This window comes from Sporosarcina sp. GW1-11 (genome assembly GCF_033088395.1).
Taxonomy (GTDB): domain Bacteria; phylum Bacillota; class Bacilli; order Bacillales_A; family Planococcaceae; genus Sporosarcina.
Genome location: NZ_JAPMIW010000015.1, coordinates 16,949 through 40,257 on the forward strand (window position 1 = coordinate 16,949; position 23,309 = coordinate 40,257).

Annotated in this window: 19 protein-coding genes, 1 pseudogene and 1 riboswitch; of the genes and pseudogenes, 13 read left to right on the plus strand and 7 right to left on the minus strand. The window is 38.3% G+C overall.

Translation table 11 applies throughout. The annotated features are described in order from the left end of the window. Nucleotides 1-489: 489 nt before the first annotated feature. The gene (locus ORD22_RS10425) at nt 490-1,068 is read right to left on the minus strand and encodes a recombinase family protein (protein WP_317645960.1); all 579 of its coding nucleotides are present in this window, start codon (nt 1,066-1,068) and stop codon (nt 490-492) included. A gap of 156 nt (nt 1,069-1,224) precedes the next feature. Between ORD22_RS10425 and ORD22_RS10430 the strand changes: the two genes are divergently transcribed. Together ORD22_RS10430 and ORD22_RS10435 are read left to right on the plus strand one after the other, a co-directional pair. Next, entirely contained in the window at nt 1,225-2,031 is an 807-nt protein-coding gene (locus tag ORD22_RS10430) for a hypothetical protein (RefSeq protein WP_317645904.1), read from the plus strand. Between the two features lie 157 nt (nt 2,032-2,188). Next, the gene (locus ORD22_RS10435; protein WP_317645905.1) at nt 2,189-3,076 is read left to right on the plus strand and encodes a hypothetical protein; all 888 of its coding nucleotides are present in this window, start codon (nt 2,189-2,191) and stop codon (nt 3,074-3,076) included. On the opposite strand, the pseudogene istA reads toward ORD22_RS10435, so the two are convergent. Then, nucleotides 3,002-3,922: pseudogene (gene istA / locus ORD22_RS10440) on the minus strand (IS21 family transposase); the annotation flags it as partial. The gene ORD22_RS10435 and the pseudogene istA sit on opposite strands and share 75 nt — an antisense overlap. A 724-nt stretch (nt 3,923-4,646) precedes the next feature. Between istA and ORD22_RS10445 the strand changes: the two are divergent. The 4 genes from ORD22_RS10445 to ORD22_RS10460 all read left to right on the plus strand — a co-directional run bounded on the left by ORD22_RS10445 (nt 4,647) and on the right by ORD22_RS10460 (nt 10,749). Beyond that, nucleotides 4,647-5,657, plus strand: a complete 1,011-nt coding sequence (locus ORD22_RS10445; RefSeq protein WP_317645906.1) for a tripartite tricarboxylate transporter substrate binding protein — start codon at nt 4,647-4,649, stop codon at nt 5,655-5,657. A gap of 54 nt (nt 5,658-5,711) precedes the next feature. Further along, a complete protein-coding gene (locus tag ORD22_RS10450) occupies nt 5,712-7,205 on the plus strand; it encodes a carotenoid oxygenase family protein (RefSeq protein WP_317645907.1) in 1,494 nt (497 codons plus the stop codon). A gap of 1,497 nt (nt 7,206-8,702) precedes the next feature. Continuing rightward, nucleotides 8,703-9,494 (plus strand): class II aldolase/adducin family protein, encoded by a 792-nt coding sequence (locus ORD22_RS10455; RefSeq protein WP_317645909.1) that lies wholly within the window; start codon nt 8,703-8,705, stop codon nt 9,492-9,494. Nucleotides 9,495-10,290: 796 nt separating this feature from the next. Continuing rightward, nucleotides 10,291-10,749 (plus strand): OsmC family protein, encoded by a 459-nt coding sequence (locus ORD22_RS10460; RefSeq protein ID WP_317645911.1) that lies wholly within the window; start codon nt 10,291-10,293, stop codon nt 10,747-10,749. Between the two features lie 510 nt (nt 10,750-11,259). On the opposite strand, the gene ORD22_RS10465 is transcribed toward ORD22_RS10460, so the two are convergent. After that, nucleotides 11,260-11,421, minus strand: a complete 162-nt coding sequence (locus ORD22_RS10465) for a hypothetical protein (protein ID WP_317645912.1) — start codon at nt 11,419-11,421, stop codon at nt 11,260-11,262. Nucleotides 11,422-11,692: 271 nt separating this feature from the next. Here ORD22_RS10465 and bluB point away from each other — a divergent pair, with 271 nt between their 5' ends. Further along, entirely contained in the window at nt 11,693-12,340 is a 648-nt protein-coding gene (bluB, locus tag ORD22_RS10470; protein WP_317645913.1) for a 5,6-dimethylbenzimidazole synthase, read from the plus strand. An 83-nt stretch (nt 12,341-12,423) separates the two neighbouring features. On the opposite strand, the gene ORD22_RS10475 is transcribed toward bluB, so the two are convergent. Beyond that, the gene (locus ORD22_RS10475) at nt 12,424-12,720 is read right to left on the minus strand and encodes a hypothetical protein (protein ID WP_317645914.1); all 297 of its coding nucleotides are present in this window, start codon (nt 12,718-12,720) and stop codon (nt 12,424-12,426) included. 227 nt (nt 12,721-12,947) lie between these two features. On the opposite strand from ORD22_RS10475, the gene ORD22_RS10480 reads away from it, so the two are divergent. After that, nucleotides 12,948-13,361 (plus strand): carboxymuconolactone decarboxylase family protein, encoded by a 414-nt coding sequence (locus ORD22_RS10480; protein WP_317645915.1) that lies wholly within the window; start codon nt 12,948-12,950, stop codon nt 13,359-13,361. Between the two features lie 77 nt (nt 13,362-13,438). Then, entirely contained in the window at nt 13,439-13,765 is a 327-nt protein-coding gene (locus ORD22_RS10485; protein WP_317645916.1) for a hypothetical protein, read from the plus strand. Here the strand turns inward: ORD22_RS10485 and ORD22_RS10490 are convergent. Continuing rightward, complete coding sequence (locus ORD22_RS10490) at nt 13,666-14,319, minus strand: reverse transcriptase-like protein (RefSeq protein WP_317645917.1); 654 nt, start codon at nt 14,317-14,319, stop codon at nt 13,666-13,668. The genes ORD22_RS10485 and ORD22_RS10490 overlap by 100 nt on opposite strands. Nucleotides 14,320-14,655: 336 nt before the next feature. On the opposite strand from ORD22_RS10490, the gene ORD22_RS10495 reads away from it, so the two are divergent. Further along, nucleotides 14,656-16,137, plus strand: a complete 1,482-nt coding sequence (locus tag ORD22_RS10495; RefSeq protein ID WP_317645918.1) for a glycine betaine uptake BCCT transporter — start codon at nt 14,656-14,658, stop codon at nt 16,135-16,137. A gap of 331 nt (nt 16,138-16,468) precedes the next feature. Then, nucleotides 16,469-16,552: riboswitch (cyclic di-GMP riboswitch) on the plus strand. Between the two features lie 223 nt (nt 16,553-16,775). Then, a complete protein-coding gene (locus ORD22_RS10500) occupies nt 16,776-18,437 on the plus strand; it encodes a hypothetical protein (protein WP_317645919.1) in 1,662 nt (553 codons plus the stop codon). A 791-nt stretch (nt 18,438-19,228) separates the two neighbouring features. On the opposite strand, the gene ORD22_RS10505 is transcribed toward ORD22_RS10500, so the two are convergent. Then, nucleotides 19,229-20,077, minus strand: a complete 849-nt coding sequence (locus ORD22_RS10505) for a pyridoxamine kinase (protein ID WP_317645920.1) — start codon at nt 20,075-20,077, stop codon at nt 19,229-19,231. Nucleotides 20,078-20,276: 199 nt separating this feature from the next. On the opposite strand from ORD22_RS10505, the gene ORD22_RS10510 reads away from it, so the two are divergent. Continuing rightward, nucleotides 20,277-21,251 carry a tRNA dihydrouridine synthase gene (locus ORD22_RS10510; RefSeq protein ID WP_317645921.1) on the plus strand — a complete coding sequence of 325 codons (975 nt, stop codon included), beginning with the start codon at nt 20,277-20,279 and terminating at the stop codon, nt 21,249-21,251. Nucleotides 21,252-21,337: 86 nt separating this feature from the next. On the opposite strand, the gene ORD22_RS10515 is transcribed toward ORD22_RS10510, so the two are convergent. Further along, on the minus strand, nt 21,338-22,504 hold the full coding sequence (locus ORD22_RS10515) for a pyridoxal phosphate-dependent aminotransferase (RefSeq protein ID WP_317645923.1): 1,167 nt from the start codon (nt 22,502-22,504) through the stop codon (nt 21,338-21,340). Between the two features lie 241 nt (nt 22,505-22,745). On the opposite strand from ORD22_RS10515, the gene ORD22_RS10520 reads away from it, so the two are divergent. Beyond that, nucleotides 22,746-23,231, plus strand: coding sequence for an STAS domain-containing protein (locus ORD22_RS10520; RefSeq protein ID WP_317645924.1), 486 nt, complete (start codon nt 22,746-22,748; stop codon nt 23,229-23,231). Nucleotides 23,232-23,309: the final 78 nt, after the last annotated feature.

Sequence of the window (23,309 nt, forward strand, 5' to 3'; positions counted from 1 at the left end):
ATTAAATCACCTTCTGTATAATGAATTACATGCGTACGAGCATGGCAATCTTATTATATAGGAGGTTTTTTCATGGTTATTGGTAAAATACTTGAATTTTATTTTGAAGAATCAATTAGCAGCCATTAGTTCAAGACTGGCCATTTCCGGAATGCGGTTTCCGAGTAAGTTCGACATAACACAAACTGGAAGTTGGAGAACCATGGTATGCAGCTGGGGCCTATTGATAAAGACCTTATGGTTACAGGAAGTTCTTGGACAGCGTGGAAATACTTAAGGAATTTTAAATTGACCATACTTATTCGCAGAAAGTAAGGTGAAATAAAGGAAGTGAATTAGGCAAGTTTCGCCTTGCTGTGTATTTGAAAAAGAGCAACTATGAAATCGATTCTAATGTTAGTTAAATTTCAATTTTGTTTACATTTATTATCATAGTACCCTTAAGCATTTTAATAATATGTCATTGTATGGGAAATATTGGTGCGAAGATCACTTTTCACTTTCCTTCATAATCTTATAAACTGTACTACGCCCAATCCCATACTCTTTCGCAATATCTGAGGCACTTTCACCACTGTTAAACAACTTTACAATCCGGCGTTTTGTGTCAACATCTATTGCAGGACGTCCCCCGACGTGCCCACGTTTACGGGCAGCCTCAAGCCCAGCTTTTGTCCGCTGTTGGATAATATCGCGCTCAAATTCAGCAAACACGGCAAGCATCCCGAACATGGCACGTCCAGTTGGAGTTGTTGTATCAAAGCTATCCTGAATACTAACAAAATCCACCTGTCGCTTGGCCATCTCGTCTGTTAATTGATAGAGCTCTTTGGTGCTTCGAGCAAGCCTGTCTAGTTTGTAGACAACAAAACGATCACCAGGAGCAGCAGCTTTAAGTGCATAATTTAATTCGGTACGATCAGTTTTCCGTGTTGAAATTTTCTCGACATATAAGAGAAGATCCATATCTTGCTCCTGGGCATACTTTTCAATTGCAATCTTTTGAAGGTCCAAATTTTGATCTTCGGTACTGACCCGCGCATAGCCAATAATTCTACTAATGAAAATCCCTCCTTTTGTCTATGACCATACGTTTTATATAATTCTTATTATAGACGAGTAAATAAACGAAAACAATAAAAAACAGCCTACCCAAACATTGATTTGAGTAGGCTGTTTAAATTGTCCATATAACGGCGGTTAAATAGACGGAGGTGAATCGTTTTGAGTAAAGTTTTTCATATATATGGTGATAACATAGTAGAATGTACTCGAACACTACAGTATATTTTAAATGGTTTTCCAGTAAAGACTATTAGACAATCATTTGTAAATATTACTACACCCAGATTTTGTATTGAAACAAGTTCTGAGGAGTTTCATTTCATATTTTTTCCCGGTACGAATGCAACTAGATGGAACAAAGATATCTACAAAGAATTTGTTTTAGAAAGAGGTGGGATGCTAAAAGAAGGAGCTGACGCACTGATAACGGAAGTAACTAATGATAACGAAGAAATACCGATTATTGCTATAGAGTTTAGTGCTGCATTACCAGCTGGAAATAATGCTTGGCAACGTAGTGGTAGAGCATTATCTTTGTCTCAAGCAGGAATACCATACTTTTACATAGTTCACCTTGGTGGAAAAGAGTATAAAAAGGAAAACAATCAACTAGCTACACGATTTTTGAATCCAGCCTTACCGTTATCATTTTCACTAAAAAGTTTAACTTCCCCTATTCCATCTATATTTGTTTATTCTGAAGCACCGGAAGCTGATGACTTTTATAGAAATAAATTTAGTAATTGCTATGGTGAAGAGATATTCTCTTCAATTTTGTATAAAGTAATTCAAAGTGAAAGTTATGAAGAAGAGTTAAGGATTTTGCAGAAGAAAAACACTGAATTTTTGAAGACAAGAACAAATTTAATAAAAAGCCCCGAATATAATGCTAAAGATTATGATAGAATTTTGGAATCCAAGGCCCCATATGATGCTTTAATAGAAGTAACTAAGGAAAAAAATTAAGTGGAAAAAGAAGCTAGCAAAAAAAATCAGAAAAAACTTTGAATTTCAAACATCACATCCTGTTTTACAGTTAATTGATAATCTTGGATCGTATTCATACGCATTAATTACAAGAGATTTGCCTTGTACACTCATCCCTGGAAAACAAAGACTATTATTGGCCGACTATATTTGTAATGATTTATACAAAGACAAAGTATCCAACGAGTTCAAAGAGTGGATATATAAAGAAGATTTAGTGGTATGTGTAATTAATGGATTTAAACCTAGGGGAGACGATTCCCGACCAGATAGGGGACTAGCTCCATTATCAAAAATGCTGACCAATAGAGAGTTATTAACGCTAGTCATAGGTACAGCAAAACAAGAGGTTTGGGAATATCTCGATAAATCTCCTGAAAAACTATCGAAAAATGGACTGTGGCAATCAATATTCAATTTTTCGGAGGCTACTCTCGTTGACACGCCTACTAGGATAGGATACACCCATAATACATATGTAAAAGAACATTGGGAAAAAGACGTGGTTGCTAAAAAAACTAACCATAAACCTAAGCTGATTAATGATTTCCCAAGAAGAACAGGAGAACAGGATGTTGATACGGCAATTCATATTCTATTTAGATATATTGGAGGGTTTTTCGAATGTGTTTGTAACCCACCAGGTGGAGATTGGAGTGGAATTTCCGTTCTTCAAAATCAAATAGAATATAGGTGGACTTCTATGAACCGAGTTTCAGAAGAACATACTAAAAGGCCTGATCACATCTATCAGTTCGAATACGAAGATAAACCAACTCTTCTTCTGATAGAATCAAAAGATTTTAAAAGTAATTTGCTGAGTTACGAAGAAAATGTTGGGATAGGCATGATTGAGTATCTCAAACGTTTGATGAATAGGGAATATACTGCTAAAAGAGAGTTTGAAGATTCATGGAAGAGTGCGTCAGGAAATCTTTTTTTAGATTCATATAGGTATTTTTCCAGTTCCTTGATGCACCTGGTGGTTAACCCGATTACACAGATCTTGAACAAATTGATGTAATTCTTCCAAGGTCAATTGTCCTGGATAGGCATGAATTTCATCGAGTATCTTCATAGTCGCTTCTACCTTTCCTTTGGTTCGTGGACGTCCAGCGATACACGGTTTTACTTTGAAATTAAAATCCTTCGCGAATTGTGCAAACTTCGCATTTACTTTTCCAGATGAATATTCTGTTCTTGCCTCATCCATTACTGTTTTCATATTGTCAGTGACAATTTCTCTGGGTACACCTCCAAAAGCTTCAAATGCCTCGGTTAGAAACGAAAGTAGAACACTTTGTGCTTTTGAAATACTTAAATGAAAGGCTCTTAAACGAGATTGAGATAGCACTAGGACAGCTACATTTACTTCTACTTATTCTCCATCTTTTGTTTCAAATGGAATACTCTCTTTCCAGTCTAAATGCGCCTGTTTACCCGGTGGCGTTTCAAAACGAGCAGTACCTTTAGGTGATGCAATCCTTTTATCCTCGTCAAAGTAAGCTTTAAATTCTGGCGTTCGAGCGATATAGGCACGGAATGCCGAATCAGAACAATCAAGTCCGTGATTATCTTTTAAATACTGCCAAAGAACACGACGATAATAAAATTTCTGCTTCGAATCCTCGGAAAGCAGCGATGCAATCACTTCGTAATATTGATCGATTTTTGATGATTTGTTTCGTTTTCGCTTTGGAATAAAGCCGTTTAAATATTTATCAATTGTCCGCCGATCTACCCCTAATTCCTTCGCTAACTGACTTTTATTGATTTTCATTTTTAAACTCTCCATTATCTGTTTAAGTTTTGGTAAGTCTGAAAGACTAGTAACCTCAAATTCCGATTCTATATTTAGTGTCATGTACATACTAATCACCTCAAGACTAGTATGCGAAATATTATCAATTTTGGACATAGCTATTCAAGCACGAGTGTACATATTTACATTAGCATTTCTAATAGTCTTCTGAACACTTTGAAGTGTATATTTCTTTCATTCAGTTCGGTGGAGTCTGTATTCACGGTCTAATTTATAGAATAAATAAAACATTGACAATATACAGAAATCTATAATATACTCACATATACGATAAAGAGTTTGATAAACGGAAAAAATATAGATTTAAAGTTTCCTAACGTAATAGGTTAGAGATAAGAAAACTATAATACTTATGAAGGCGCTGTCATTTATTCGTTTTACTCTCGTCCCCAGATAGTTTCTAAAATGTCATGAGTAGAGAAATTGACCAGGTTACTTTCCAAAACTCCTGGTGGTTTTCTTGTGTCAATGAAGTATTTTGATCTATGGATAGCATTATTGTTAGGAGGGTTATCAATTTTTTCATCAAGGCACACTTTTCAATGGTTACTCTCGTTAGGGCGTTCGTATTAAGTCTAATTATTGAGAAATGCTTACACCGTGCTTTGTTGTTATATGAAGGTAGCTAAAAGATCGCATTAAAAATAGTGTGATCATAGTTAGTACAAACGGAAGGAATGAAACTTTCACTTTTAAGGGGGTGTTGAGAGAAAAAGGGATGTGCAATTTCAATGGTATTTGTGGTTAGTAAAATTAAAAGGGGGAAGTACAAATGAAAAAGACTTTACTATTATTTTTAACTTTATTCCTAATTATTGCAGCAGGATGCTCGAACTCTAATGGAAGTACTTCTACAGAAGATGAAACTCCGGAAAAGGTAGCGGCGGAGTCTAAGTTCCCTGAAAAAACGATTAAATTAATCGTTCCATTTGCACCAGGTTCCCTTAATGATAATCAGATGCGCCTAATGGCTAAGGCTGCTGAAAAATTTCTTCCGAACAAGCAATCGATAACAATTGAAAATGTCGAGGGTGGCGGTGGTATCATTGCAATGACAGAATTGATGAATGCCAAACCAGATGGTTATACGATCGGTCAAGGCACGGTTTCACATTTGAGCGTTTTGCCGCATTATGGCGATGCGTCATTTACACATGATAGTTTTCAGCATATCCTTAGAAACACTGCAGCTATTCCAATGCTTGTCGTACGGGCAGATGCACCGTGGAATTCATATGATGAACTGGTTGCATATGCAAAAGAAAATCCAGGAAAGTTCAGTTATGCAACGACAGGAGAAGGAAGTATGTCTAATTTGAATATCGTTGCAGTGTCAAATGCTCATGGAATTAAATTGAAAAACATTCCGTTTGAAGGTGGTTCTCATGGGATTACAGCTCTGTTAGGCGGTCATATTGACGGGGCGGTTGTTATGCCAAGTGATGCAGTAGAACATATTGATGCTGGAAAACTAAAACCTTTGTTTGTGTATTCGCAGGAGGATACTGAATATGAAACAGCTTCCACATTGAAAGACTACAATTTGGATTCCGGAATCCCAGCATACAGCTTCTTGCTAGCACCAAAAGGCCTTCCAGCTGAGGAATTGGCAATTTTACATGATGCATTCTTAAAAGCACAAAAGGATCCTGAGGTTTTGGAGTACTTGGACAATCTATACCTAGGCGTCCATTACCTTGGTCCAGAAGAGGCGCAGGCAGATTCAGCGCGTTCGTTTGAACTTGCTGGAAAATTGCTTAAAGAACTCGGTTTAATAGAGTAACAAATTGAAGGGCTTGAGCACCAACAAATAATTAATTTGGAGGTTGTTATCTACATGATTGAAGTAACTAACAAAGTGAAATTAACGGTTAAAGACGATGATCCGAATCCATTTCTGCAAGGTGTATTCAAGCCTATTGGAAAAGAGTATACAGCGACTACAGACAGTCTCGAAGTTATCGGAGAAATTCCGAAAGACCTGAATGGGATTTATATACGAAACAGCCACAACCAAGTACATGATCCAATCGGTGTATACCATTATTTTGATGGTGATGGAATGCTTCATGGGGTTCATTTTGAAAATGGAAAAGCAACGTATCGTAACCGTTTCGTTCGAACAACAGGTTTCCTTGCAGAACAAGCGGCAGAAAAATCATTATGGCCAGGTATTCTTGAGCCGCATTTAGCAACACGTCCAGGTTGGGGTAGTATGCGTACAATGAAGGACAACGCAGGTACGGACGTCATCGCACATGCCGGGAAGTTATTAGCGACAATGTCCCAATGTAGTGATGCGAACCGCTTAGATCCAATTACGTTGGAACCAGTCGAGTCCGATACATGGAATGTGGACTTAGCGCCTGCCGGAATATGTTCCCATTTTAAAGTTGATAATGATACAGGTGAAATGATGTTCTTCAATTTCAGTGAAACCTATCCGTATATGAACTATGGTGTTGTTGATGCGAAGAGTAACCTGAAGCACTTTGTTCCAATTGATCTTCCTGGTGCTCGCTGGCCACATGACCTTGGAATTACGAAAAACTATTCCATCTTGCACGACTTACCATTTATTTTCGATCCGGATCTATTGGCGAAAGGTGAACGTAAAGTTACATTTTTTGATGATATGCCAGCTCGTTTCGGTATTATTCCACGTTATGGTAATAATAGCGATGTTAAGTGGTTCGAAGCGAAGCCTTGTTTCGTCCTTCACTTGTCGAACTGTTATGAAAACGGCGATGAAGTCGTGATGGAAGGCTGCGTATCGTTTAATCCACAAAAGCCGAGTGTAGGCAAACAAGACGAAAATGCATTTGACAAACAGATCAAACACTTCCAATTCAGTAAGGAAAACACGTATTATCGCATGTACCGTTGGAGATTCAATTTAAAAACGGGCAAAACAAAAGAGGAATTCTTGGATGATGAAGTAACGGAGTTTCCAATTGTTAGTAATGAAATTGTAGGAAAGAAATACCGTTATAGCTACAACGCTACATTTGATCCAATTAAACCTCAGTGGATAGACGGTGTGAAGAAATTCGATTTACTTGGCGGTACTTCCGAAACTTATAAATATGGTGAAGGACGTGCGGGTAGCGAGGCACAATTAGCTTTGAGACCTAATGCAAAGGCGGAAGATGACGGCTACTTAATTACAATAGTGAATGACATGAACGAAAATCGAGCCGAATGTGTCATTTTCGATGCGCAGGACATTTCAAGGGGACCAGTGGCAAGAATTATTTTACCTGACCGTGCCCCAGGTGGATCGCACTCTTGTTGGGTTGAAGCAGATCGTATGGAAGGTGAACGTGTTTAATAGTTTGATAATTACTAATAAAGAACTTCAAACTTTTGAGTTTGAGGTTCTTTATTATAGGAATGGAAGTGACAGATAACAGTGAAAGTGATGAATAAGTTTGGTTAACTCGAAAATCTTACTGTCGATATAATGGTAAAGCATTGACCCGTCACTAAGCTTATGCAACTAAACATGTCTCTTAGGGCTCGGGCCATAGCCCAGTTATCGTTTTTGAAGATACGGAGTTAGATTGGACTATTCAATCGGAAGATGTTATCTATCTAGACATGGGTAGCTATGTCCCGTGTGATATGCGACTTATAGAATCTGTCGACTTGAAAATAGATGGAACTTCCAGAAACATCGCTTCATAAGGAATGCAAAAATCTTTAGACAAATAGGTAATTCACAAAATTGAAGTCAGAGTAACTGTTACATACTAGAATTGCTATTCCAATATCATTGTGATGGCAATGATAAAAAGCATTAGCAAATGACTTTGAAAAATAACCGATTAAGTATGCTTAATGAAAACTTTGTCAATATAGTAAATGCTAAAAGAATAAAAACGAAAATTTACCCATTTAGTGTATTATCAAAGCGATTAATTTCCATAATGAATTTGTTAAATGGTAAGGGAAAGTAGGTAACTTAATCTGTGAAGAAGGTCGCAGTTACGGCTCTATGTGAAACTAATTATACAGCTGTCACAGAAAATCCATCCGCTATGCCAGAAGTAATTTTCATTAATCCGCCATAAATCATTGCTGCAAAGCATTATTAAGTTCAATATATTTTTCTGCAAATGGTGTTCCAACTCTAACTATCCATTTAATGATTCTTTATATATTTCCAACAGACATTCTTCTGCATCTTTTTGGAAGTGTTCAGTTAGTGAGACACACAGACAACTTTTAATAATTCCTAGAACGCAATGCACTATTGCAACACTGCAAAGCACTTAAATTAATAAAAGGTAACTAAACGAAACAGGTCTTATCTCTAAAAAGAATGAGCCTTGTTATTTTTTTATCATATAAACCTCATAATTGAAAAGTAGAAAACCTCTCGCATGTGAAAAACGATTTCATATAACTATCTAAATATGATTGACTTAAGAAGAATTGCAGATTAGACTATTAATAGAATTCATAGTTAACAGATAATTTTGGGTAGAGTGATGTTTCTAAATAGTCAGCAATAAAGTGACGGTAAATATAGCGTTATTAGTAATAGTCCAACAAATATCTAATCCAATCAAACAAACTCAAAAGTCTAGTAGCTGTATAGTAACAATCATGAACGTTTCGCAAGCGGATGCCTTTTAACAACCTGGTTATCTCAGGTATTTAGATGTTTATAGAAACCGCTAGGATTGTAAGTTTTGTCGTCCGTATAGTATTTACGGTACCTATTCCTTGGGAGGGCGACAATAGGTATTGCCTTGATCAACAAATTGAGGTAATACGATCATTTTGGAGAAACGTTACTTGGTTTAGGTTAACTAAAAAATTTATGGAGGTTAGAAACATTATGAAAGCAGAATTTACTTTTCCAACACCACCAACGTTTGATACATATGAGGAAGAACGAGTACATATAAAAGAGCGATTAGCAGGTGCCTTTAGATTATTTTCAAGATTTGGTTTTGATAATGGAATAGCTGGACATATGACAGTAAGGGATCCAGAACACCCAGAATTATTTTGGGTTAACCCTTTTGGGAAACATTTCAGTCAAATGAAGGTGTCAGATTTAGTGCTAGCTAATTTCAAAGGAGAAATTATCGAAGGAAAAAAAGATGCTGTCGTTAATGCAGCAGGATTGGCAATCCACTCCCAAATTCATGAAGCATTGCCGCACGTAAAGGCCGTTACCCATGCACATTCTACTTTTGGAACAACTTGGTCAGCTCTAGGTAGACCATTGGATCCGATATCTCAAGACTCATGTGTCTTTTTTAATAGACATGGTCTATACGAGGAATTCAATGGAGTAGTGTTAGACTATAATGAAGGAAAAAAGTTAGGTGAATTACTTAAAAACCAAAAGGCATTGATATTACAAAATCACGGACTTTTAACTGTTGGTGAAACAATTGATGAAGCTGCTTGGTGGTTTATAACGATGGAGAAGTGTTGTCAACAACAACTATTAGCAGAAGCTGTGGGAACACCAAAAATTATTGATGATGCGGTTGCTGAAGATACAGCACAAGAATTAGGTACATCATTAGCGGGATGGTTTAGTTTTCAGCCTCTATGGGAACGAATTACAAACGAACAACCAGATTTCCTAGAGAGGTAAATTAGTTCTGCTGTTAATTTGGGGTGCCTGTGCATCAAATTATTGATTTTCTGAAAACGACAATTACAGAACACTCTATAATGGCGTCTTTCTGAAGTATGAAAGGTCTCAGGTTTTCTTTTTAGGGAGAATACATTCTATTAAGTATAAACTTTGTGCAACGAGGTTCTAACCTATAGGGATATATCGATTGATTCCTATGCGATCTATACTCCAGAGAGACGTCCATTTATTACTTATCCTTTTACATAATTGCTTAGACGACTTCTTGGAAGGCGTAATATAGTTGCTAGTTTTAATGAAGTGCCTGATATTTTCACATTGCATAAGCGATACGTAATATCCAGTTTCTATGCGCAATATATGCTTGTCGCTTCAACTTTCCACCTTTCCGCAATTCACTCATGCTGATTCCCATAAACATCTCCTCTAAAGGATAAAAACTCTCCAAATGATCTAGCTTGATATTCCCTTTAAAAATAATCGGTTAACAATCTTCGGGTTTCGGAAATTCAACTTCTAGCTCTTCTTATACTTTCCGCCTAGTGTCAGACTAACTATCCTCACTGCCAATTATGTGATTGATTACGCGAGATGGTGGAATCTAGCGGTGGAAAGTTAAGCGACAGATACTAAGATTCTTTCTTATTTGTTCTTTTTAATATGTAGTCGTCGCAAAGAGAGGTAACACAATGAGTAATATATATTTTAAACTTTCAAATAACCCGTTCCGCTATTCTAAACTATATGGTATAATACCAATAATAATAGTAAGAATTGAAGGAGGATAATAGTTATGTCAACAAAAAATAGTACACTGGTAAAAATGGGTGCTACAGCAACATGGGAAGAAGGCATTCGTTCGACGCATACGATTCGTGACTTTGAAGGATTTTCAATGGATGAACCAACGGAATTAGGTGGAACGGATACGGGTGGTACGCCACTTGAATATATGGCGGCAACGTTGAATGGTTGTAAAGCGGTAATGGTTCCGCTAATTGCTAAGGAGCAAGGTTTTACTTTTACTGCTCTTAATTTTGATACGACGGGGATTGTCGATGTTAGAGGTTTAATGGGGGAAGAGAACGTTAAGACGTACTTCCAAAAAATCCGTTTTACTTTGGAGATAGAAACGAATGAGTCGGATGAAGCGATTGAGCGTTTGAAAGCAGAAGTTGAAAGACGATGCCCAGTGTATAACTTGTTTGCAGACGCGGGTATACCTGTAGATGCAAACTGGATAAAAAAATAATTTCTGTATGATTGTTGATGCAGTTAATAAGGCGAGAAAAAATCACCTCCAGTAAAGAGGTGATTTTTTCTTGTCCATTTTTCAAGTCAGAAGGAATTAATGTTCATTTCTATACTGAATGAGGATGAAGATTTTTATGTAGATTAACTGAAGAACGGAGGACGAAACGATTGCCAAACCGTTATCTGAAAGCGTACATCCTCACAATTGCTGGAGTTATCTGCTGGGGCCTAATCGGTCTCTTCATAGCTTCCTTATACGCACGAAGTTTCACAGCTTAGGATGTTGTCGCCGTTCGTGGGGTCTTTAGCTTTGTATTTTTATTAATTATTATGCCACTATTTTTCCGTGAGCAGTTGCGCACGCAGATGAAAGATCATTTGTTGTTTGCAGGTGCGGGGATTTTCAGTTTGGCGCGTAGAGTATTCCGGGACGGACGTTGTTTATGGGGATTCTTTCGGGCTTTTGTTATGCGTTGTATAGTGTTTTTACAAAGCCCGTGATAAAATACTATTCTCCTTTGACGATTACGCCATATACGTTTTTTATATGGCGCTGTTTATGATACTGACGAGTAATGTTTGGCGTAAAGTCGATAAATTTCAGCATCCCATTAGAAACGAAGAATGCTGTGTCGTCATTGCCGAACAGCTGAAGAAAGTCTACCGTCATTTCATACTACTTACATAATGATTATGAAATGCCGGCATTTGTAATAAAAGTTATTTTGATGCTGTTTAAAAACACTTCAAAATCATCACGAACTATTATGTAAAAAGAAAAATCAAATGCTCTAGATTCGATTAATCTATTGCGAGTGACAGTGTAGTAGAGATGACATCTAGAATTTCATTGAAAGAGGATGTAGACATCGCATCTTTTTGTATAAATCTATTATAATGAATGTTGGGCTATCTATAAGCTAACAGAGGAGAGATATTCAATGTTTTCAAATGAAGAAAAAGATGCGATCTATAAAGTTATTTACAATAGGAGAGATGTGCGGAGTTTTTTGCCGACTCCAATTCCTCAAGAAGCGATACATAACATATTGAATGCCGCACATCAGGCGCCGTCAGTCGGTTTCATGCAACCTTGGAATTTTATCATTGTTTCATCAGACGAGACGAAAGAAAAACTAGCGTGGGCAGCGGATAAAGAAAGACGTGCGTTAGCTATTCATTATGAAGATGAAGAGGAAAAAGAGACGAAGTTCCTCAGCTTGAAAGTAGAGGGTTTGAAAGAAGCACCAATTACAATTTGCGTAACATGCGATCCAACGCGTGGCGGTTCGCATGTGTTAGGACGTAACTCCATCCCAGAAACGGATGCACTGTCAACTGCTTGTGCCATTCAAAATATGTGGTTGGCAGCATGTGCAGAAGGATTAGCGATGGGGTGGGTAAGTTTTTATAAGAAGAATGATGTTCGAGATATATTGGAAATACCGCCTCATGTTGAACCGATTGCTCTTTTATCTATTGGTTACACGAAGAATTATCCAACGGCTCCTATCTTGGAGACTGCGAAATGGGAGAAAAGACGAACATTGGACGATTTAATTTTTACAGATAAATGGGGGAATGAATAAGGAGAGTATCATAAAAAAGTATCTGTACGAAAAACAAACGTGAATGGTTGAAAAATGAAAGTTTCGCAAACAGGTACTATGTATTATGCTCTAAAATGCTCCATCTCATCAGTCACAACAAACGCCAAATCAATATTCCCAAAAAGCTGCAGAACATCCAGCATAGTTTCATTATCAATATGCAGTTCTTCAAATCCATCATCATCTTCAATGACTTTCTTCAACGCGGCATTAGCTGATTGCTCAGGGTAAGCTTTTTGATATAAAACATGTGGATCCAGTTGATGATTCGTACACCACTTTACAAACAGGCGGATCATCAGTGTTTCATCTTCTTTATATTTCTCGATAACTTGTTGATCAATATCTTTATAGTCCAAAGTACAAGCCTCCATTATTCATCATGTTCTTTAAGTATAGACTATTATGCGCTTAACGGAAAATGAATGAAGTTGATTTCGTGTCTATCGCTAAGAAAAACCTCGACGCTTGGGTTTATTGCAAACTTTGTTACAATGAGTAGTATTGACGCCATTTGATAGCACCATAGAAAGTTCAACTCGTTTTATATAAAATGGCGAATCATACTATCAGGGAGGTTTTTGAAATGGCGGAAGATCGTTATCAGCGAGGTTTGGAGAAATTGATGGAACTTACGTTGTCTGGTGAAGACAATCCAGCTGGCGAAATGGAGATTGGTGAAAGCTTCAAGGATGTTGCGCCGGATTTGACTAGATATGTAGTGGAATTTGCTTTTGGAGATATTTATTCTCGTCCAGGTCTGGATAATAAGCAAAAGGTGCTCACAACAATTACAGCACTAGTGGCACAAGGAAAGCCGCAGATTCAAATGCATATTAAGACGGGGCTCGATGTTGGCTTGACGCCCGATGAAATCATCGGCTGCATTATGCATCTCATTCCGTATACGGGGTTCCCGAGTGTGTTGAATGCGTTAGGGGTAGCGCAAAAAGTATTTGCAGAACGTGGTGTATCTATTAAACAAACAGACAATAAGTAATTGTTCAATTTTCATAAAACGCAATGAATAAAAGGGTTCTACTCAACTACTTTCAAGTTGGTTAGACCCTTTTTCCGTTGTATAGTGTCCCCGCGCTCATAGGCCTCGTCCTCGCGCTCATAGATTTCGTTCCCGCGCTCATAGGCCTCCTCCGCACGCTCATAGATCTCGTCCCCGCGCTCATAGATCTCGTCCCCGCGCTCATAGATCTCGTCCCCGCGCTCATAGATCTCGTCCCTGCGCTCATAACTCCCGTCCTAACGCTCATAGACTTCATCCCCATGCGAAGAGTGCATGCACCTGTTCATCTTTCACTAGTCGCTATAATTTCAATGCCGGAGATTGCCTGTGTAGCGAGTCTGTCCGCTTCACCATTTGATTTTCTAGAAATTAGCTCATACTGAGGTTGGAGTCCGAGTGTGTCCATCTTTGCTTCAATCTTATTAGCCCAGCTGTATAAATTTTCTTCGATGGCTGGCCACTCTTCGTTTAAATGATTGATGACGACTCGCGAATCTCCGAGAATCCGAATTGGTAAGTGATGGGCTCCAAGAATCTCTAACTCTTGCAAACAAAAATGTAAGGCGGCATACTCCGCTTCGTTATTCGAAGTTAATCCGCGAACAGATGCATTTTTGCGTAGTCTATATGATTTTCCGCTTTGGTCGTAATAGATAACGCAACCGAGGCCTGCTGTTTTCTGTTCCCAATCGAAGCCGCCATCAAAATAGATAGTTATATTATGAGGTTCTGTCTCGATTCCTTTCAGGTAGCTCTTCAATTCCTTTACTGTCCATGAACTATCATGCTGATCAACAAAAAGTATTTGTTTCGCACGCCCTGTCTTCTCTATATCCTCAGCAAGTAAAACGGCTTCTTCTGCGGAAATTTCTTGAGACTGAAAGACTGTTGTTTTTCCCTTTGGTGATGTATATATCCATTCAATTACAACCTGCATAGTTATTCCTCCCATATATATTGTATCTTGAATGTAAGATTTTACACGTAGAAAACGTTTTCTTATAGCGATTCATAGAAGTGCAAAACACCCGCAGAAAACTTAGGTAAAAGGTCATAATTAATTTATGAACCTCAAGTGAAAATTGACGAGAAATTTTATTTTGATGGCTATTGGTGGTAGGCACTGTCTGTATTTGTGCTGTCTCATAAAAAAATAAAGTGAAATTCCGTGTAAACTTTACAATTTTCTTTCTTTTGTCTTCTCCTAAAAGTATAGGTATAGTATATAGTCGTTCCTTAAGTGAACAAGTAATCCCAATTCGAAAGGAGAAACATGAGAAAAATATCAAAAGTGTTTTACATTACGATTGCATTAATTATCATTACCGTCGGGTACGCGGTGTTTGCATCGGAAAGTTTCGAAGCAGTTACGCTTAGTGTCAGGAATTTCGTTGCGTCCTCGTTTGGCTGGTATTACTTGTTGCTGCTCTCTTTCCTATTATTGCTGAGTATCTTCCTAATCTTTAGTCCATATGGCAAGATCCGACTCGGTAAGGATACCGATCGACCTGCATTTTCTACAGTTACGTGGATTGCCATGCTGTTTTCAGCCGGGATGGGTATTGGGCTAGTGTTCTATGGTGCAGCTGAACCGCTTTCGCATTACATTAATCCAGCAACGAAGGAGCCGAACACGGATGCCGCTTTTAAGGAAGCGATGCGTGAATCGTTTTTCCATTGGGGTCTTCATGTGTGGGCGATGTATGGTATTGTCGCATTGTCACTAGCATATTTCCAATTCCGTAAAGACGAACCGGGTTTAATTTCAGCAACATTGAAACCGATTTTCGGCAAGAAGATGGATGGTCCTTGGGGAATATTCATTGATGTTCTAGCTGTGTTTGCAACTGCATTTGGTGTTGCGACCACTCTCGGTTTCGGTGCTGTTCAAATTAACGCAGGCTTAAATTATTTGTTCGGAATCAAAATCGGAACGTTCTCGCAATTTGTTATTATTGCGATTGTTACGGTTCTTTTCATTATGTCAGCATGGACGGGGCTTAGTAAAGGAATTAAGTATCTATCCAATACCAACCTGGTTCTAGCTGTTCTGTTGTTAGTATTTATAGTGATTTTAGGACCGACGTTGCTAATTATGAACGTATTTACTGATTCTATCGGTGGTTACTTGGGCAATCTAGTTCAAATGAGCTTTGGTACGGCACCTCTCAACGAGAATAATCAGCAGTGGTTGTTCGACTGGACAATCTTCTACTGGGCTTGGTGGATCTCTTGGGCACCGTTTGTCAGTATGTTCATCGCTCGTGTCTCAAAAGGCCGGACGATCCGCGAATTCATGGTTGGTGTACTTCTCGCACCTACATTGCTATGTGCCTTCTGGTTTTCCGCGTTCGGTACGACAGCAATCGACATGCAACGTGGTGGCATTGCGGATATTGCGAATGCCCCTACAGAACTTGTCATCTTCGAAATGTTCCATGAGTTACCTTGGTCATTCATCATTTCTATCATCGCAATTCTGTTGATTGCTTCGTTCTTCGTGACGAGTGCCGACTCAGCCACATTTGTACTTGGTATGCAGTCAACATATGGTTCGCTAACGCCACCAACTAGCGTAAAAGTAATTTGGGGTGTAATTCAATCGTCAGTGGCACTAGTCTTACTGTCTGTTGGCGGTATGAGTGCTTTACAAAATACAATTATCATTGCCGCTTTACCGTTTTCGTTCGTCATGCTACTGATGGTGATTTCTCTGATGAAAGCTTTGAAGAGTGAACAACGTAGGGGCAGATAGCCTATACTATCGACTAAAATGTAACGTGCCAGGTCTCAAACCAATTCGCATTGGTCAAGAGGTCTGGTGTTTTATTATTCTATGTATTAAAATGGAATTAATTTATGAGATACTATCTAATATTTAACTAATTTCATAATCGTCCTTTGTTTGTCAATACATAAGATCTATAAATGTGAAGTTGTTTTTTATAGACACAATTTGTTAATGATTAGAAGTGAATCTATCGAGTAACTGTAGACTTATAGTTAATTTCGACTTATAATTAAGATATAGAAATTTAAGTTTGTGATAAATAGGTAAATCTAACATAACGATACAATAAAATAATTCGCGATAATAGCAAACCTGTCTAAAGACAGTGACGCAAAACTATAGGGCCTAACGTTTATGACTATGGTAGCCAGTTGCCGAACGAAAAGTGTAATAAAAACAAGTTAAGACGACTAATTTTATTGCGCCATTTAAAACACAGTTCGGTGTGCACACCGAACTGTGTTTTAAATTTTGGGCAATTACGTTCATATTTATTAATACCCAATCATGTAAGAGTTAGAAAGGTAGTGATTGTAATGAGGAATATTCTTCAAGTATTTTGTGCAATGCTTTTGATTGTGAGTATTTTACCGAAGAGTACTATGGCAAGTGAGATAAAGCAAGGATTTCAGAACGTAAATGAATTGTCTACATGGGTATGGGATACAGCAAGAATCGTATCGGAGCCCGACACAGTGATTAACAATTTAGTCGATAACAAAGTGAGTGATGTATATCTTCAAGTAAACTCGGATATAGAACATTCGTATTATCAAGAATTTATTAGTAAAGCAACAATCAAGGGAATTAGAGTCCACGCGTTAGATGGTGCACCTAGTTGGATCGCAGGTCAAAAAGGATTAAAAGAGCAGCAGGTGTTTACAGATTGGTTGGTGAACTACCAAGCTATCGCTTCAGGAAATGAGCAGTTTGTAGGGATTCATCTTGATGTAGAGCCTTATGGACACCCGAATTACGAAGCGAGAGCGAATGCTTTCTTTAAAAACTACCAAACCATGATTATTGACTTCAAAGAAAAAGCTAATGCAATGGGACTGGAGTTCGGTATAGACATTCCATTCTGGTTTTACGGTGTGAAATACAATAATATCTACGGAAAAGGAAATATCGCTGAATTTCTAAGTCAACATGTTAAAAATATCTCCATTATGGCGTATCGAGATTCTGCGAATGACTCGAATGGTCACGATGGAATCATTAGCATAGCCGCTGCACAAATGGATTTATTTGAGAAGTACAATGTTAAAGGAACGATTGCTGTAGAAACAGGGCGACTAACTGACGATACACAGTTCGTCACATTCTATGAAGAAGACAAAGATTACTTTTATAGCCAACTAGACTTGGTATATGATCACTACAAAGATCATCCAGCTTTTAACGGCATTGCGATTCACCATTATGGTAGTTGGATGGATATGAAATCACCGCAAGTTCCTTTAGCTACATGGTTATGGGATACTGCAAGAATTGTGTCTGAACCGGATACTATAGTTAGTAACTTGGTCACTCATGAAGTAAGTGATGTGTATCTGCAAGTAAATGAAAAAATTGAAATATCATATTACCAATACTTTATAAGTAAAGCGACTGCCAACGGAATTAGAGTCCACGCTTTAGATGGTGCACCAAGTTGGGTTGCAGGTCAAAAAGGATTAAGTCAACAACAAGCATTTACCGAGTGGTTAGTAAACTATCAGAACATAGCATCAGCTAGTGAGCGGTTTGTAGGAATCCACTTAGATGTAGAACCGTATCAACATCCGAAATATGAGCAGAGGGCAAAGAACTTCTTTAAAAACTATCAAACAATGATTGTAACATTTAGAGGACAAGCTGATTCAATGGGGCTAGACTTTGGTGTAGACATTCCATTTTGGTATTATGGCGTGGAATACAATAATATCTATGGAAAAGGAAATATCGCTGAGTTTCTAGGCCAACACGTGGAAAATATCTCAATCATGGCGTATCGGGATTCTGCGAATGGCTCTGGTGGGAATGACGGGATCATAGATATCTCTGCTGCACAAATGAGGTTATTTGAACAATACAATGTAAAAACTACAATTGCTGTTGAAACAGGAAAACTAAATGATGAATCAAAGTTTCTAACTTTTTATGAAGAAGGAAAAGATTATCTGTATAGTGAAATGGATATAGTATATAATCACTACAAAGATCATCCGGCTTTTAACGGCATGGCCATTCACTATTATGATAGTTGGATGGATATGAAATAAACTAAACATCAAAAGTCACCCTCGGCGAAAAAAGCTGAGGGTGACTTTTTGATGTTTTCATTAAGTATACTGTTTTAGTTTAAAAAACATACTGCTTTTAGTTATGCGTTCATGTAATACTATGGAAAACATTGCAAATGCATAGGTATTTTAACTCGAATAAAACATGTATTTAAAGATGTTTATCCAAGGCGTGAATATAGATGCAGGTAAACCTGGTGAATTTCCGGGAGAAGTAGGAATTACGTATGAGGAATATTATAGATGGTTTACTTATATTTCTGAGATGAATGCAAATACGATCAGGGTGTATGTTGTGATGCCCCTGCTTTTTATCAAGCATTGGACACGTATAATTATCAAAATCCGGTTGGTAAGTTATATTTATTACAAAGTGTTTTGATAGAAGGACTTGCTGAATTAGGACGTTATCTTACTAATGCCGTTCAAGCAAGTTTTGAGCGAGCCATAGAAGACACAGAAGACACAGTACATGCGATTCACGACAATTCACGTAGTCAACTTAATGATGCTACGGACGTTGAATTGGTAGTATTTTATTGGAACAAATTTCGTTCTGGCATTATACAACCTTGCGAAGCACGCTCCGGTTGGTATTGTTCGCCTTCATGGAAAACTTAGGTTTATCGCCAATTGACTGTACTATATCGTGTGGAAGGTATATTGAAAATGAGGAGAGGGCGACATTCTTGGGGTTTGATTAAACGTAAAGAATTTGATAAAGGTGAAAAGGAGTCTACTTGACTTAAATAGACATCCTTTTACTTACTTTACAACAACAAACGTAAAAACTTCTCAAAGTTAACTCCTGCCATGGTAGGGGTTTTTTCTAGGCATGTGTCTTGAATAGCGGCAGTTAAAAAAGTTTCGGCCAAATGGATTGCCTGAATAAGAGTTTCACCGCGCATGAGACTTCCCATTATGACCGATGCAAATAAATCACCTGTGCCGGAGTAACTTCTACCGTTATACGGAATGGAGCTATAGATGGAATGTTTACTGTCTATGTACATATTACCAATCGATTGCGTATTCGTCGGTCCAGCTGGCGGGTTGATTCCTGTAATGATGACTTGTGCACCGGTTTCTTGTGCTAATTGCAGTCCTGCTTCTTCTACTTTCTTTAAGAAGTCTTTTTCATTTCCAAATCGATCGAGTGAACTGTAGGATAATCCGGTCAGAAGGCAACACTCAGTTAGGTTTGGCGTGACGATATTTGCCCGCTTGACCAATACCTTCATCTGCTCGAGTAGCTCTTCATCAAAATTTGTATAAGCACTTCCGACGTCGCCCATTACTGGATCTACTAGCAATGTAGTTCCTTCTTTATGGAACATGTCTAGAAAGCTAAGGATGTGGGTAATCTGCTCTTTCCCAGTTATAAAGCCTGTATGGATCCCCTCGAAATGTTCATGTAAGTTATGCCATTCTTTTATAAACAGAGGCATATTAGCTGTTAGGTCTTCGCAGAAAAAACTAGGGTATTCCGTTTGTGCAGAAAGAATAGCTGTTGGTAAGGGACATGCTTGCACCCCCATAACGGAAAGTACGGGAATGGCAGCTGTCAATGAGCACTTACCGAATGATGACAAATCCTGTATAACAGCAACTTTTTTCATAATATCCTCCATCGTAGAAAAATTTGACTCTATCATACCATAGAAGCTGGAATACTAAGAGCTGTAACAAATCAACATTGTTTCAACACTTCATGCTAAAGATAGTGGAATATGCTGATGTTTTTTGTATAATGGTATGACTGGCATCTGTATCACATACGCACGATGCAAGTTATGATGAGAGGATTTGAAAACAACAATGAGTAATAACTTTTGGCTTGATTTACCACGGCCATTTTTCATATTAGCACCAATGGAGGACGTAACAGATGTTGTGTTTCGCCATGTGGTGAGTGAAGCTGCGCGTCCAGATGTATTTTTTACAGAGTTTACGAATACAGAAAGCTTTTGTCATCCGGACGGGATTTTTAGTGTGCGCGGGCGTTTAGCATTTACGGAAGATGAACAGCCGATAGTTGCGCATATTTGGGGAGACAAGCCTGAACATTTTCGGGATATGAGCATTGGGATGGCAGAGCTTGGATTTAAGGGTTTGGATATTAATATGGGATGCCCCGTGCCAAATGTAGCTGCAAAAGGGAAGGGCAGTGGTTTGATTAATCACCCTAAAACAGCGGCTGCTATCATACAAGCAGCAAAAGCAGGAGGATTGCCAGTTAGTGTGAAGACGCGTCTCGGCTACACGGATGTAGATGAGTGGCGGGGCTGGCTGAGACATGTTTTGGAGCAGGACATCGCCAATTTGTCGATCCATTTACGTACCCGGAAGGAAATGAGCAATGGGGAGGCGCATTGGGAGCTCATTCCAGAGATTAAGAAATTACGTGATGAAATAGCACCTGATACACTGTTGACGATTAACGGTGATATTGAGGATCGTCAAATGGGCTTGGAGCTTGTGGAGAAATATGGTGTAGATGGTGTCATGATCGGACGGGGGATTTTCGCGAATCCATACGCATTTGAAACGGAGAAAAGAGAGCATAGCAGTGAAGAGTTGCTTGATTTATTGCGTCTGCATCTAGATCTTTTTGATAAGTATTCAACAGAGCTCGAACCGCGTCTTTTCAAACCGCTTCGCCGCTTTTTCAAAATCTATGTAAAAGGATTCCGTGGTGCAGCTGAATTGCGAAATGAATTGATGAGTACCAATTCGACAGATGAAGTACGTGCGTTGCTCGACGAGTTGAAGTCTACTCAAGAACTGATATAGAAGTATTCAAAAAATCATACCAACTAAGCCTCCCTTTCAATTCCAAAGACAATGGAATGAAAGGGAGGCTTAGTACATATAACGTTTTATTTAAACAAACCGAGTTTTTCGATGCGACGAACTGCTTCTTGTAGGCGTTCTTCACTTTCGAGTAAACCAACGCGGATATACCCCTCACCGTACGTACCAAAGCCATTTCCTGCTGATACAGCGACATCTGCTTTATCTAATAATAAATCTGCGAAAGTTTCGCTTGTAAATCCTTCAGGAACAGAAAGCCAAGCGAAAAATGAACCAGTAGGCGCTGTTACGTTCCAACCGATGCGTTCACATTCTGTCAGCAATACAGTAAGGCGTTTTTCATAGAGCGCGATTAATTCTTCGACGCATTGTTGCGGACCGGTCAACGCTTCAATTGCTGCGCGCTGGACTGCTGGGAAGATACTTGTGAATAAGTGATCTTGTAAAATATTTAACGCTTCTATCATTTCTGAGTTACCAACAGCAAAGCCGACACGCCAGCCTGCCATATTATACATTTTAGAAAGTGACAACATTTCAATACCGACATCTTTGGCGCCTTCTGTTTGTAAAAAGCTAATCGGCTTCTTACCTTCAAATCCAATTCCGCCATATGCAAAGTCCTGTAAGACAGAAATATTATGCTCTTTAGCAAAAGAAACGGTCTTTTCATAAAACTCTGGTGTTGCTGTGACGCCTGTTGGATTGCTTGGATAATTTAAATACATCAGTTTTGCATCTTTTTTCTGATCTTCTGGCAATGCATCATAATCAGGGAAAAATCCGTTTTCCTTTAGCAATGGCATAGTCTCAAAACGTATATCTGCTAGGCTGATTCCTGATAAGTAATCCGGATAACCTGGGTCAGGCAATAGTAGTAATTCACCTTCATTCATAATTGCTAGCGGTAGCTCAACGACACCGATCTTTGTACCGCCAAGTACGGCAACTTCTGTTTCGGGGTCAACAGTGACACCATACTCGCGCTGGTAAAATTCCGCAACTGCTTGTCTTAATTCAAGCGTGCCTCTGAAAGGAGAGTAGCCGTGAGTAGCTGGGTCTTCTACTGCTTCCTGCAATGCTTTAATAATATGTGGAGGGGTCGGCTGATCAGGATTTCCTCGTCCTAGATTAATAACATCCCTACCTTCCGCCATTGCTTTTTCTATTTTATTTAATAATAAAGTAAAGAAATGTGGAGGTAGCTTTTGTAGCCGGTTGGATAGTGCCATAGTGTTTTCCTTCTCTCTTTAAAGTGGTGTGTGCGTTACGTATATATAGATTATCATAGATTTTTCAATAGAAAGACTTTTATATATTTTTTAGGAAGATTTGTAATGGGTCTTGACAGTTGAGTGAATTCAAACTATCTTTTTGGAGCTTGTACGTTCAGAAAAGTGAACTGTGTTATACTTAATGGAAAAAACTACGGATATCAATATACAGTTTTAATGGAAAAGGTGGGTCACTTTGATGAACGAAGCAACAGATGCAACAGAAGAAATTAAAGCACTTAAAGAAAAAATCCTTGTGTATGAAAAGTTAATTGAGGAATTGTCTGCGCCAATCATTCCGTCCATCGTGCCGGACACAATTTTAGTCCCACTTACTGGAGCTCTTTCGGTTGAACGTTTTATGCTGATTCAGGAAAAAATCGTTCAAAGAATACCTTCCAATGATATTCATACGGTTGTCATTGATTTTACCGATATTAACACGCTCGGAGTAGAAGGGAAGATGGGGTATGATAATATTAGTGAAAAGATTAATGAGTTAGTGAGTGTATTAAAATTGATGGGCACTGAAACAATCTTTGTAGGATTTTCACCTGCATTTGCGCAACATTTGATCTTATCGAATGTTTCTAATTTTAATCAGGTACGATCCTTTACAAATTTCCGTGCAGGGCTTCAATATTTATTGGAACAAAAGGGTATGGAGATTGTAGAAAAAAAGTAAAGGGCCATTCTTTTGACGTTGGGCCTGTGAATCTACTACTTCTATAAACCAGACTTTTTTCAGTTAAGTTTAAAAAGA